The sequence below is a fragment of the Luteolibacter sp. Y139 genome (genome assembly GCF_038066715.1).
GTDB lineage: Bacteria > Verrucomicrobiota > Verrucomicrobiia > Verrucomicrobiales > Akkermansiaceae > Haloferula > Haloferula soli.
On record NZ_JBBUKT010000001.1, the window covers coordinates 98857 to 113595 of the forward strand.

Annotated in this window: 6 protein-coding genes; all 6 read left to right on the forward strand. The window is 62.2% G+C overall.

From position 1 onward, the window contains the following. The first annotated feature begins 28 nt into the window (after positions 1-28). The 6 genes from WKV53_RS00445 (at position 29) to WKV53_RS00470 (ending at position 14720) form a co-directional block, all read left to right on the forward strand. The gene (locus WKV53_RS00445) at positions 29-2422 is read left to right on the forward strand and encodes a PDZ domain-containing protein (protein ID WP_341402283.1); all 2394 of its coding nucleotides are present in this window, start codon (positions 29-31) and stop codon (positions 2420-2422) included. Between the two features lie 664 nt (positions 2423-3086). Beyond that, positions 3087-6548, forward strand: a complete 3462-nt coding sequence (locus WKV53_RS00450) for a hypothetical protein (protein WP_341402284.1) — start codon at positions 3087-3089, stop codon at positions 6546-6548. A 54-nt stretch (positions 6549-6602) separates the two neighbouring features. Next, a complete protein-coding gene (locus tag WKV53_RS00455) occupies positions 6603-7319 on the forward strand; it encodes a hypothetical protein (protein ID WP_341402285.1) in 717 nt (238 codons plus the stop codon). Between the two features lie 137 nt (positions 7320-7456). Next, positions 7457-9292, forward strand: coding sequence for a phosphoenolpyruvate carboxykinase (GTP) (locus WKV53_RS00460; RefSeq protein WP_341402287.1), 1836 nt, complete (start codon positions 7457-7459; stop codon positions 9290-9292). A gap of 101 nt (positions 9293-9393) precedes the next feature. Beyond that, positions 9394-12366, forward strand: a complete 2973-nt coding sequence (locus WKV53_RS00465; protein ID WP_341402288.1) for an SUMF1/EgtB/PvdO family nonheme iron enzyme — start codon at positions 9394-9396, stop codon at positions 12364-12366. A gap of 128 nt (positions 12367-12494) precedes the next feature. Next, positions 12495-14720, forward strand: a complete 2226-nt coding sequence (locus WKV53_RS00470; RefSeq protein ID WP_341402289.1) for a TonB-dependent siderophore receptor — start codon at positions 12495-12497, stop codon at positions 14718-14720. The last annotated feature ends 19 nt before the right edge of the window (positions 14721-14739 follow it).

A 14739-nucleotide genomic window follows, 5' to 3' on the forward strand; every position in this document is an offset into this window, starting at 1 on the left:
AAGACTCGCACTTTTCCTGATCCCATTCATGCGACGCCGCTTCGTGATCGCCATCGCCAGCTTGCACGCTCTGACAGTCCCTGTTCTCGCCGCGGACCTGTACGTTTCGCCGCTGGGCAATGACCGCCAGCCGGGAACGACAGAGGGTCCGTTGGTGTCCTTGACCGCAGCTCGCGATGCTGCACGCCGCATCGTCGGCAAGGAAGCCGTCACCATCCACGTGGCGGATGGTATTTACTACCTCCCCGAAGCCCTCGTCCTCACTGCCGCTGACTCGGGAACTCCGGCATTTCCGGTGACCTGGAAAGCGGAGCATGAAGGCAAAGCCGTCCTCAGCGGCGGCAGCAAGCTCGCCCTCCAGTGGCAGCCTTATCGCGATGGCATCTGGCAAGCGACCACACCCGCCGGATTGTCGATCGACCAGCTCTTCATCGACGGCACCCGCCAGCGCATGGCCCGCTATCCGAACTACGATCCGGCCAAGCCCACCGCCGCCTACCAAGGCTTCGCCGCCGATGCCATCTCGAAGGAACGCGCCGCACACTGGGCGGATCCCGCCGGTGGCTACATCCACGCCATGCATGTGGCTCGATGGGGAGGCTATCACTACCGCATCACCGGCAAGAAAGCCGACGGCACGCTACAGTATGAGGGAGGCTGGCAGAATAACCGGCAGATGGGCATGCACGCCCAACAGCGAATGGTGGAAAACATCTTCGAGGAGCTTGATGCACCCGGCGAGTGGTTCCACAACGCGAAGACCAACACCCTCTACTACTTCCCCGAGGCTGGGCGGAATCCCAGCGACGCCAACGTCGAGATCGTCCGGCTCAGCCATCTGGTAGACGTCCGCGGCACCGCCGCCGACCCAGTGCGCCACCTCACCTTCCAAGGTTTCGTCATCCGCCATGCCGCCCGCACTTTCATGGAGAACCGCGAGCCGCTGCTCCGCTCCGACTGGACCATCTATCGCGGTGGAGCGTTCACCCTGACCGGCACCGAGAACGTCGCTATCCTCGACTGCGAGTTCGATCAGCCAGGCGGCAACGCGATCTTCTTCAACCAATACCACCGCCGCGCCCTGGTGAAGGGCTGCCACATCCATGACACCGGGGCGAGTGGCGTCTGCTTCGTCGGGGATCCTGCGGCCGTTCGCGATCCGCTTTTTGAATACAGCCAGACCCAGGACCTCACGAAGATCGACACAACGCCGGGGCCCAAGACCGATAACTACCCCGCCGATTGCGCGGTCGAGGACTGCTTGATCCACGGCATCGGCCGCGTCGAACGCCAGCCCGCCGGCGTCCAGATCTCAATGTCATCCCGCATCTCGTTGCGCGACCTTTCGATCTACGACTGCGCCCGGGCCGGCATCAATATCGGCGACGGCTGCTGGGGAGGCCACCTCATCGAATATTGCGATGTTTTCGACACCGTCCTCGAAACCCACGACCACGGCTCCTTCAACTCCTGGGGCCGCGACCGCTACTGGACCTCGAACCACCGCGGCATCTCCCAGCCACAGGTCGAGAAGAACCCGAAGCTCCCTTACCTCGATGCCGTCGAAACCACCGTCATCCGCGACTCGCGCTGGCGCTGCGACCACGGCTGGGACATCGACCTCGATGACGGGTCCTCGAACTACGAGATCTATCGTAATTTGCTCCTCGCCGGCGGCCTCAAGTTCCGCGAGGGCTACGGCCGGAAGGCGCACGACAACGTCATCGTCAACAACGGCCTCCACCCTCACGTCTGGTTCACCCACAGCGGCGACTCCGTCACGGGAAACGTGCTGATGAAACCCCACGCCGAAATCGGCATGCCGGAAGGCTGGGCCGCCGCATTCAACAGGAACTTCTTCACCTTCCCAGCCCTCCTCGGCGCCTCCCGAAAACAGGGAGGTGATGCGGACTCGATCGCCATCGCCCCGGACTTCGTCGATGCCGTGAAGGCAGACTTCCGCCTCAAGGAAAACTCTCCCGCACTCAAAGCCGGCTTCACGAACTTCCCGATGGACCAATTCGGCGTGAAGAAGCCGTCGCTCAAAACCATCGCCAAAACACCGGCGATCCCTGCGCTCAAGTCCGCGGGCGAAACGCCAGCTTCTGGTGAAACCATCCCCCAATATTGGCTCGGAGCCCTTCTCCACTCTCTGGCAGGCGAGGAATTTTCTGCCTTCGGAACGGCTCGCGAGGATGGCGGCGTGCAGTTGGCCCAAGTTCCACAAAATTCACCTGCCGCGAAAGCCGGCCTCCAAGAGAACGACCTCATCCAAGGAGTGAACGGAAGGAAGGTCACCAAAGCCGCCGATCTTTTCGCCGCCCTGAACGGAACCGGCGACCAAGCACCAAAGATATTCCTGATCCGGAACCAGAAGCCAGTGACGCTCACGATTTCCAGAGTGACACCCCAGTCGCCATGAATCGCGCCGTCTAAAAGCAGGCTGCACGATGACCCCTAGGCGAGGTGAGCACCTCGTTTTCATTGGGCACCCCGGCTCCCATGAACCGGCGAAATGCCCCCGCGGAATTGTCACATGCGGGGAATTGTGAGGGGTGCGGAGGTACACAGGATGCTCCCCGGAAAGCGGAGCCGCCCTGGATTCCATCCGGCAAAACCGGACAGAATCACCCGGCGATCTCCGTAATTCCAATCTCCCCTCCAGGGTGGCCTACGCCCCGCCCGACCGAATAGGCGGGCGGGGCGGGGGCGGCCCGACTTCTTGGGCGCGGCTCGATTTTTTTTGTCGAAAGCCGCCGGTTTCATTCGCAAATGGCCGAATTCGGAGCTGCCCTCCCTCCAAAGAGGGATCGCTCCGAACCATTTCGACCTCGATTTTCCCCTTCTGACGGAGTAGGGTTCCTACCACATTCGTGGTAGTTTGAGGCTTGACGTCGCAATTTCATGCACCAATGTTTGGCATTGTGAATACAGGAAACCCAAAAACCCTGAAACCCAGCTTTTTCACTTGGGATTTCGCACGAACTAAACCGCGTCGGAAGTTACGACGTAATGACGATGTGCCCGTAAAACCCCACTTCCGTATTACAACTCGCCGGAAAAAACCGGCCCGAGGCTTCGCGCTCGTGGTTTCGCTGTCCCTGATGGTCCTCATCACGGTGTTGGCGACAGGCCTGCTCGGCTTGGCTTCGATTGAATTGCGCAAGAGTTCCTCCACGGACGCCCGTGCCGCGGCGTCTGCCAATGCGCGCCTCGGCTTGATGCTTGCGCTCGGCCAGCTGCAAAAGACCCTCGGCGATGACCGCCGGGTGACGGCGGACTCGTCGATTCTGAGCAGCACCGTCCCTCAGCCTAACTTGGTAGGGGCATGGCAATCCTCCTCTACGGGCCTTCTCTCCAATCCCTCAGGATCGGTAGGCGCCCAGGCCTACGACAAGCCCAGCAAATTCAAGGGCTGGCTCGTCGCGGATCCAGAGCCCAAGCGCACGCTCGACCAGAAGATGGCGGAGTCGGCCCCCGAGGCCAACGGGGTGAAAATCTTCAGGGCGGACTCGGATGGATTTGAAATCGAAGTTCCACGCGTTCCCACGACCGATGGAGCCTATTCGTGGGCGGTCTCCCAAGAGGGCACGCGCGCCAAGATCAATGTCGGCGGTCCCGAGAACAGCAAGCGGAACCCGAACGACGACATCATCGCGCAAGCTCGCCCGAATCTCGCCCTTTCTCATAATTACAAGCAGCCGGAAGGCGATTGGGATTCACGCACCGGACGCGTTCTTTCCGTATCCCAATCGAAGCTGGATGAGACCCTTGCCGGCACCGATCTCTCGGGCACTGCTTCCCACGACTACACCGCCCACTCGATGGGCCTGATCACCAATGCCGTGAGAGGAGGCCTGAAGGTCGATCTCAATCTCGGCTTCGAAATGTCCGACACGGACTTCGCCAAGGACACTTTCTCTGCCGGCTATCCGAACCCCTTCCGCGCCGCAGCCGCCGAATTCACCGGCGTCCAGAGCAGCTACCGCGGCCAGCGCCCTCTCTTCAAGCCCCTCTATAGCAGTGCCACACACACCGCGAGATTGGATAATTTCGACGCCGCCAAGGTACTGTTCGACTATCCGGGTTCAGGCGTTCCCACGTTCGATCTGCTCCGGAAGTTCTACCGGATCCCCTACCATCTTTACACCACGTCGGGAGACGGGCTCACCGTCTTCGAGCGCCCGTTTGATCACATCGCCTTCGCCAAGACCGCCACAGTCCCGAGCGGCTTGTTCCGCACTCCGTGGAATACGCCGAATGCCACCACCACCCAAGGAAGCATCCGCCCGGTCGTGGACCGCGTCATGTTCCTGCTCAGCACCGGCCTGACCGCAGCTTCCGAGCCGTGCGTGGTGATCACTCCGGTGGTCACGCTTTGGAATCCCTACAACGTCGCACTCGAGATCGAGGGTGCCGTCGCCTACCCATGGCTGGACGTTCCTTTTGCCTTCGCTTACCGCCTTTACAACCCCGACGGGACCGAAGCCAAAAAGTACGAAATCGGCGCATCCACCCTTCTCGGCCGGCAACTCAAGTCGGTGGGTCACGGACGCAGCGTCGATCCCTACCTCTATGCCGCGATCACTTCGAATGGCTCGAGGATTTCCGGGACCCCCGCGCCGATCCGGTTCCAGCCGGGTGAAGTCCGGGTTTTCACGCCGGCGAGTTCCGCACGCCAGACCTTCACTCCCGTCGATTACTCAAGCCCTTCGGCCCAGGTCAGCATCACGGGAATTACCACCTATCTCCGCCCGGTCGCGAGCTTGAGTGATTTCTCTACCAAGGGCGGCCTGGAAGTGAAGCTCACGACCGAGAAAATGGCTGCCACACAAACGGCGGACATGACCTTCACCATCGTGACCGGTGAAGACTACCCCTGCTTCATTTCGGTGGAGGATGCCACCCGGGCCAAGGGGACTACCGCCACCACCGGCACCCGTGGCCAGGCCATCATGGATGTGCTCCAGCGCTACTACGGCCAGTCTGGCGAGTTCGGCCAGACTAGCGCTGGCCGGAGCAGCGGCTTCAAGAGCACCAAGCAAAGCTATGCCGTGCTGCAAAAGGAGCCTGCACCTTTCGCCGCTCTGGAATTCTATCACCGCTACGCCAAGACCGGCCAGGACCAGTCCGCCGACTTGGTCTACACCGGGAATCCCCGCCAGCCGTGGATGTCGTCCTACATGACCAATGCGACCTTCCCGAGCGGCCCGCAGTACAAGCTGCGCGTCCGCGGCCCGCTCACCACCTTCGGCAATTTGCTTGAAGTGGAAAATGGCTCCGGCGGGCGCCGGGCTTTCTATGGGCCTTCCAACACGGCCAAGGATGGCAAGTCGAAGCTGCCCTTCTTCGAAATCCCACGCGCTCCGATGCTCTCGCTCGCGGAATTTCAGAATGCTGACCTCACCTTCACCCCCTTCGGACCGGCCAACCAGTTCGCAAACAGCTGGGCCAGCGCCTACATTGCGCGGAATAAAGTCGGGATTGCAAACACAGCGGGGGCAGACCCCAAACCAACGATCTATGACACCGCATTCCTGGCCAATGAGGCCTTATGGGACGGCTTCTTCTTCAGCGGCGCCGCACCTGTCATCGAGCCCACCTCTGGCAGCGGCAGCGCCAACGTCTGGACCAAGCCCAATGCGCCCCGCCGCCAGCTGTCGGATGTCCTGGAGAAGTTCGTCAACGATCCCCAGCAGAATCCCTTGCGCAATCCTCGCATGCGTCTCGTGAAGGGCGACCGTACCGAGACCGACCTGATCCGGGATCTCGAGCAACCCGAAGGCTGCATGAAGATCGCCGCCCACCTCATGGTGGACGGGGCTTTCAACATCAACTCGACGAGCGTTGAGGCGTGGACCGCACTCCTCTCCGGACTTCGCGGCAGCAAATTTGCCGTGGATTCTGGCAGCGCGCCGGCGTCCTCATCCAATCCCTTCCCTCGCTTCCACTACCCGAGCGGTGCCGAGAATGATGACTGGAATGGCTTCAAGACCCTGACCGATGCTCAGATCAAGACCCTCGCCCAGAACATCGTCCATGAGGTGGAAGTCCGCGGACCGTTCCTTTCGCTGGCCGAATTCGTGAACCGCCGCGTCTCTACCGATCCATCAGGCCTCAAGGGTGCCATCCAGACGGCGATCGACAATACCACGATCAACCAGGCAGCAGGATACGACACCATTGGAGCTACAGCCCTCGCCCTTTATCCCATCACGTCCAAGAGCAATATCAGCCCGCTCAAAACCGGCGTCGGCATCCCCGGCTACCTGACCCAGGCGGATGTGCTCCAGTCGCTGGCTCCCGTCATCACCCCTCGCTCGGATACCTTCACGATTCGTGGCTATGGTGAGGCCCACGATTCCGCGGGGAAAATCATCGCCACCGCCACCTGCGAAGCCGTCGTCCAGCGCTATGCTGATTTCGTCGACACCAAAGACGATGCCTATACCCCTGTGGCGAATCTCAACCCCGTCAATGCGAAGTTCGGCAGGCGCTTCAAGGTCGTTTCTTTCCGCTATCTTTCGGTGGAGGAAATGCGAAGCTGAGCGGGCGCCGCATGAGGTATCACGCGCTGCATGCGGCACCACTTCACGAGTCCTATGAAATTCCATCTGCCCTTGCTGGGATCCGTCTTCCTGTTCCTCAGCCAGTCCCTCCATGGTTTGCCTCTCCGGGTGCTGGCTTGGGATGAAACCATTGCCGCACGCAAGCTGGCGATTTCCAATGGCAAGGATGCGACAGAACTCAAGGACCTCCACCCTCTCAGCCGGTCTCCCAAGATCAATGTGACCGGCGGCGATACGCCCCCGATGCTGCAGGCGCTCGATAAGACGGACGCCAAGGGTGCGCCTGCCTCGGATCCCATCCGCATCCCGGCAAATGTGACACATCCACTCGCCTTGCTGATGCCGGACCCGAAGGCCGCCACCGGCATCCGCACCGTGGTTCTGGAAGACGATCCGGCGGGCTTCCAGTGGGGGACGATCCGGATGATCAATGCCACCGGCAAGGAACTCCTCTTCAAGGCCGAAACGAAAGTCAGCGTCTTGGCCGCCGGATGGACCCCTGTCGATATTTCACTTGGCGGCAAACGGCGCAACATGGAGGTCCTGCTTGCGCTGAAGGAACAGCCCAAGCAACCCCTCTTCTCTGCAATTTGGGAATACCGGGACGATCAACGCCAGCTGGTCTTCGTGATTCCGAACAAGGACGCCGGAGAGTCACCCGTGGATTTCAAGGTGATCCTGGAAGACAAGGCCGACGAGGATGCCGCGAAGCAGAACGCCGCACAGCAAGGCGGCGCGAAGCCAAACTGACAGCTCCGCCGGACACCTCCGCGGGTTGATCATTTTCCGCGATCTCATGGCCGCATCTGGTCAATTCCTTGCGGATTCGACCCATTTCTGACGATTGGATTGAACCGGGCGGGGCGCAGGCGTTTGATACGCTCGCCATGAGCGCTCCCGTCCGCCACGCCGAACTCCTCGCTTGGGTCGAGGAAATGACCACCCTCTGCCAGCCTGATGCCGTCGAATGGTGCGACGGCTCCCAGGAGGAATGGGACCGGCTTTGCCAGCTTCTCGTCGAAAAGGGCACCTTCACCCGGCTCGATCCGGCCAAGCGCCCGAACTCCTTCCTCGCCCGCTCCACGCCGTCGGACGTCGCCCGCGTGGAAGACCGCACCTTCATCTGCACCCGCCGCAAGGGCCTCGCCGGCCCCACCAACCACTGGATGGAGCCTTCCGAAATGAAGGCCCTGCTCCGGGAGAAATTCACCGGCTCCATGAAGGGACGTACGATGTACGTCGTACCATTCTGCATGGGCCCGCTCGATTCGCCGCTCGCCAAGATCGGCGTGCAGGTCACCGACAGCGCCTACGTCGCGGTAAACACCCGCATCATGGCCCACATGGGCAAGAAGGTGCTCGATCGGCTCGAGGCGGAAGCAGCCGAGGAACTTCCCCACAAGCGCGATGGCCACGGCCGCTTCATCCCCTGCCTCCACTCCATCGGCGCGCCGCTCGCTTTAGGCCAAGCCGACGTCGCGTGGCCGTGCAATGAGGACAAGTACATTGTCCATTTCCCGGAAAGCCGCGAGATCTGGTCCTACGGGTCCGGCTACGGCGGCAATGCCCTGTTAGGCAAGAAATGCCTCGCCCTCCGCATCGCCAGCAACATCGCCCGCGAGCACAACTGGATGGCGGAGCACATGCTCATCCTCGGCATCGAATCACCCAAGGGCGAGAAGACCTACCTCACCGCCGCCTTCCCCTCCGCCTGCGGCAAGACCAACCTCGCCATGCTGGTGCCGCCGAAGACCTATTCGGACGCCGGCTGGAAGACCACCATCATCGGCGACGACATCGCCTGGCTGTGGCCACACAAGGATGGCCGCCTCCACGCGATCAATCCGGAGACCGGCTACTTCGGCGTCGCCCCCGGCACCTCCTACGACACCAATCCGATCGCGATGGAGTCGATGAAGGAGAACACCATCTTCACCAATGTCGCCCTGACCGACGACGGCGACGTCTGGTGGGAAGGCCTCACCAAGGAAGCCCCCGCCCATCTCATCGACTGGCAAGGCCAGGACTGGACGCCCGGCTGCGGCCGTCCCGCCGCACACGCCAATGCCCGCTTCACCGCACCGGCGAAGCAGTGCCCGACCATCGATCCCGACTGGCAGAACCCGGAAGGCGTGCCGATTTCGGCGATCGTCTTCGGCGGCCGCCGTCCGAACACGATGCCGCTCGTCTATCAGGCCTTCAATTGGTCGCACGGCGTCTACGTCGGCGCGACCATGGGTTCGGAAGTCACCGCCGCCGCGATCGGCCTCAAGGCCGGCGTGCGCCGCGACCCCTTCGCCATGCTCCCCTTCATCGGCTACAACATGGCCGACTACTTCCACCACTGGCTGGACATGCGCCGCAAGGTGAACCACCTCCCGCGCTTCTTCCACGTGAACTGGTTTCGCAAGGACGCCGACGGCAAATTCCTGTGGCCCGGCTTCGGCGAAAACATGCGCGTGCTGGAGTGGATCGTGAACCGCTGCCACGGCCGCATCCCCGGCCACGAGACCCAGATCGGCTGGACGCCCGATTGGGAGGACTTCCACACCGAAGGCCTCGATGGCTTCGACGAAGCCAAGTTCGACCAGTGCATGGCCTTCGACGCCGCCGAGTGGCAGGCCGAGATCCTCAGTCAGGGCGAACTCTTCCTGAAGCTCTACGACTACCTCCCGAAGGAAATCGTCTTCCAGCGCGAGCTTCTCGCCGCGAGATTGAGTTGACGGACGGGACCGCCTTGCAAGCCGCCGCCAATCGAGCCGGTGGCCGGGCCTTGTCGCGGGAGACTGCTTGATCCAAGCTGTCTCCCGCCCTTAGTCCCGCCATGAAGCTCACGAGCGCCCTGCTGACCCTGCTTTGGTTCGCCACTCATGGCCACGCGGCCGAAATCCGCAGTGTCGGCGATGGCCCGTGGTCTGCGGCTGCTACCTGGGAAAATGGCAAACAGCCGGCCGCGGGCGATATCGTCCTGGTCCGCGCCGGGCACCACGTGAACTACGACGTTTCCAGTAGCACGGTGATCCGCGCCGTGCACGTCGCTGGTACCCTCGCCTTCTCGCGCGAAACGGATACCCTGCTCTGCACCGGCCTCATCCGCTTGGCCGCTGGCGAAGAGTGCAAGGAAGAGGGCTTCGAATGCCACGCCCCTTCCCCCGACTACACGGTCCAGGGCGAGCGACCGGCCTTGGAAGTCGGCACGCCGGAAGCACCGATCCCCGCCGATCACAAGGCGGTGATCCGCCTCACCTACATCCCCGGCATGGATCCGGAGTCCTTCCCCGCCATCATGTCCTGTGGCGGCCGTATGGATTTCCACGGCGCGCCCCTGAACCACTCGTGGGTCAAGCTCGGCAGCAGCGCCGGCCGCGGCTCCCGTGAGATCGAGCTGGCTGAGCCGGTCACCGGCTGGCGCGCGGGAGACAAGGTCGTCTTCCCCGCTACCGGCATGACCGAATTCTATCAGGTGGAGAATGGACGCCGGGTCATCCCTCCGCTCCTGAAAGACTCTGAAACCGAGGAAGCCGAAATCCTCGGCGTCGACCGCCGCGGCCTCCTGGTGAAGGAGCCTCTGAAGTACAAGCACGAAGCCCTCGGAAAATTCCGCGGCGAAATCGCGAACCTCAGCCGCAACGTCGTCGTCGAATCCGCCGACCCACAGGGCGTGCGCGGTCACACCGTCTACCATCGCGGCTCGGCCGGTTCGATCAGCTACGCGGAGTTCCGCCATCTTGGGAAGAAGGACGTCCTTGGCCGCTACCCCATCCACTTCCACCTTTGCGCGGACACCATGCGCGGCAGCTCCGTGATCGGCGCCAGCGTGTGGGACAGCGAGAACCGATGGGTCACCATCCACGGCTCGAATTACATCCTCGTGAAAGACTGCGTCGGCTACCGCAGCATCGGCCACGGCTATTTCTTCGAAGACGGCACCGAGGTGAACAACGTCCTCGACCACAACCTCGCTGTACAGGCGTTGATGGGCAAGCCGCTGCCGCTTCAAGTTCTCCCCTTCGACACCAATGACGCAGCCGGCTTCTGGTGGGCCAACTGCCTGAATGCCTTCACCCGCAATGTCTCCGCGGACTGCGGCAAATTCGGCTACCGCTTCCAGATGGTGAAGACGCCGGAGTTCAATCCGCGACTCACCGTGCTGATGCCCGAAGGCCGCCGCCGTCCCGTCGATGTACGGACGCTGCCCTTCATCCGCTTTGATCAGAATGAGGCCCACAGCCAGCGCCGTTTCGCCTTCAATCTAGGCGGCTTCCATGGCCAAAGCGAAACCGAGGATCTCGACCGCGATGGCAATGTCATCGACCGCAGCGCTTACCTCGGCGGCGATGTCGCCGGCGTGGGCCCGGACTACAAGCATCCCTTCCGCATCAAGGACTACCTCGTCTGGGCCTCACACTGGGGCTTCCACACCACCGCGCCCAACGTCCAGATCCAGGGCTTCACCGCCCACGATGTGAACTACGTCTTCTGGCGCTCGAATTTCGCCGGCCACGACTACAACGGCGTCGACGCCACCGACATCCACGTCTCCACCTTCTTCAATGGCTTCGGCGTCGCTCCCACTCGCGAGGAACAGCTTCGCTATGTGGACCCAAAGGATGACAGCCCGCCAGTCACCCTCGTCACCCGCGTTGAGTGGCTTGATGGCGGCCGAGTGCGTGTTTCCGGCGTGGCAGTGGACGATGACCAGATCACCGAAGTTCGCGTGAATGGCGAAGCAGCCACACTCGAACCGGGCCCCACCAATGAGTGGTCCCACGTCTTGCTCGCCAATGGCAACGAAGTGGAACTCACCGCCTCTTCCACAGACGCCAGCGGCAACCGCGAGGCTCTTCCTCAGCACATGATCCTCTCGCGCACCGGTGCGGGTCAAAAACTGCTCCCTAGCGCCCTCACCCCACCAGCTTCTGCACCAGCGACCCCCGCGATGGTTCCCAGCTACGGAGCTACTCGCGTCGCCGAGACTCGCGAGGAAACCGTGGACCCTGCCAGCCTTCCTTGGCCACTCTGGGACGGCAAGGAAAGCGTGGCCGACTACGCCGCTCGCAATCACCTCGACGCCACTCGCAGCGTCAATCTCGGCGGACGCACCTTGGAACTCGTGCTCGTTCCCGCTGGCAGCTTCCTCATGGGCGCAGCCCCCGCAGAGACGGGAGCCGATGGTGACGAGACCCCACGCCACCGCGTGGTGATTTCCCGTCCGTTCTACCTGGGCAAATACGAGCTAACGCAAGCCCAGTACGAAGCGGTCATCGGCAAGAATCCCAGCTATTTCCCTTCTCCGGAAAAACCGGTGGAACAGGTAAGCTGGTTGGACGCCCAAGGCTTCCTCACGAAAGCCGGCCAAGGCCTGCGGCTTCCGACCGAAGCCGAGTGGGAATTTGCCTGCCGCGCTGGCAGCGAAAGCGCCTATCCGAATGGCGACACCCCGGCCAAGCTCAGCGAATGCGGCTGGTGGGGCCACTCCTCGGGCGAAGGCAAATATGGCAACGCACCCTCCGGCACCACCGAGGTCGGCAAGCTCGCGCCAAACCGCTTCGACCTGCACGACATGCACGGGAACGTCTACGAATGGTGCGCCGACATCTACTCGCCCGACTACTACCGCCAGTCCCCGGCGCTTGATCCCACCGGGCCCGCCACCGGCGACGAACGCGTGCTGCGCGGCGGCTGTTGGGAAGCGGATGCTTCCAAATCCCGTTCTGCAAATCGCAATGGTTTCAGCCCGAAAAGCCGCGGCTACCTGTTAGGCTTCCGCGTCGCGATGCCCATCGGCAAACCATGAAATCCGCCGCCGGTGCGCGGCGGCAAAATTTCGTCTAAGAAACGAATCCCAGATTCGTTCGGTGATGATCGGCCCTTCAGGACCCGGGAGGCTCCTGCTCGCCCTGATGGACCGGCATCTATCCAGCCATGAATCCCGCCAACCGGATCGTCCCCATCGCGCTTGCCCTCGCAGCTCTTCCTCCACTCCACGCCCAGGAATCCGCCACGCCGCAGGATCCTAACAAAAAGAAGGAGAATGCCACTCCTGTTTCAAACTCCCCGTCCGTCCTCACGGACCTTGTCGTTCAGGGACAGAGCCCGCAGGGAGCCTACGGTGCCCCTGCTGAAACCCAGGTCACCGGCCTTCCGGCTCCCATCAAGGAGCTGCCATTGACGGTGAATACACTGAGTGAGCAATTCATCGCTGATACCTCCGCCCGCCGCATCCGCGACCTCATCGGCTACGTGCCGGGCGTAAGCGCCTCCGACGATAGCGGAGCCACCGGCGACCTGGTGAATATCCGCGGCTTCAATTTCATCTACCAGTCCTACATCAATGGCATGCGCAACCGCGTGTCCTACGATGCTTCGCGCCGCTTCGCGAACATCGACCGCATCGAGATCTTCAAGGGTCCAGGCGGCGTGGAATTCGGCACCGGCGATCCGGGCGGCTTCGTGAACTACGTCACCAAGAAGCCCGAGGCGGTCCAATCAACCGAGATCGGCGCGGAGGCCGGCAGCTACGATTACGTGCACGCTTACATGGACTCCACCGGTCCGCTTGTAAACGCGCTGCAGGGCGATCACGGCGAAGGGGTCTACTACCGCATGATCGTCTCCGGTGACTCGGCGAATTCCTTCCGCGACTGCTTCAGCACCGAGGGCTACCAGGTCGCCCCATCGATCCTTTGGAAGTATGCGGAGGACAGCTCGCTCCTCTTCGAGTTCGACTACCAGTACCGCGATCAGCCCTACGACCGCGGCATCATGTACATCGAGGGTGCCGGCTTTAAGGACAACTTCACGCCGATCAATACGAGCTACCATGAGCCGACGGACTACTTCATGAATCACAACACGCGGTCCTCGCTCTATTGGACGCATAAGGTGAACGACAACGTCACCCTGCGCATGAATGGCGAGATCGATACCAACCGCGGCATGGGCACCGGCGTCCGGAATCCCTTCACCTTCCTGCTCTACGGAGCTGGCAACGAGTGGAATGGCAATCCGACCCTGAACCGCACCACCCAGGACTTCGACTCCGAGATGTGGGCCTACAACCTCAAGCCCGAGGTGCTGCTGAACTTCGAGACCGGCTCGGTCAAGCATACCGGCCTCTTCGGCATCAATTACGTCAACACGGACACCAAGCGCCGCTCGATGGATCGCTACGACCTGCGTCCGATTGACTTCCGCCTGCCCGTGCACGGCCAGCCGCCGATCCTCCATCCGCCGTTGGCACCCCGCAATTTCCGCTTGGAAGAAGAGCTCGAAGAGTTCGGCGTCTACTACCAGCACAAGGCGGACATCGGCGAGCGCTTCCACCTGCTCGGCGGCGTGCGCTGGGATTGGTACCAGGACGAGCTGGCCACCACAACCAATGTGCTGCTCCGTCCGCTGCCACCGCTCTCAGGCTACTCGGATGAAGACTACAGCGGCCGCCTCGGCGCCGTGGTGGACATCACCGACAATGTTTCGCTCTTCGCCGGCGTCAGCAATTCCTTCCAGCCACAGACCGGCCAGCTCGCCAGCGGCGAGAGCCCCGATCCACTTGAAGCCACTTCCATCGAAGGCGGCATCAAGGCGAACTTCTGCGACAACCGCCTGCAAACGACGCTCTCGATCTATCAGACCGAGCGCAAAAACATGCTGGAGCTCGACCCGACCGACCCGAATGAAGTCTTCGTCATTCCGCTCGGCACCGTGACCATCAGCGGCGTGGAATTCGAAGCCACCGGCAAGCTCACCGACGAGCTCGATATCATGGGCGGCTTCGCTTTCATGGACAGCGAGATCTCGGACACCCTGGATCCCAGCACCCGTGGCAAGAACTTCTACAACGTCCCCGACTTCCAGGCCGGCGTACGCCTCCGCTACGATACCAGCGCGTGGCTGCTGAAGGGACTGAGCCTCGGCGCCGGCTGTGTCTACGTCGGCGAGCGCAATGGCGATGCGACCAATAGCTTCCAGCTCCCCGACTACGTCCGCTTCGATGCCGGCGTCTACTACGACTGGCGTAACTGGAGCTTCAAGCTCACCTGCGAGAACCTCGCCGACGAGACCTACTACCTGGCCAGCCAGGGCTCCGCTGACATCATCCAGCCGGGCTCGCCGCGCCTCGTCACGCTCGGTGCTTCCATGAAGTTCTGATCCACGCTTTTCCCCTGCC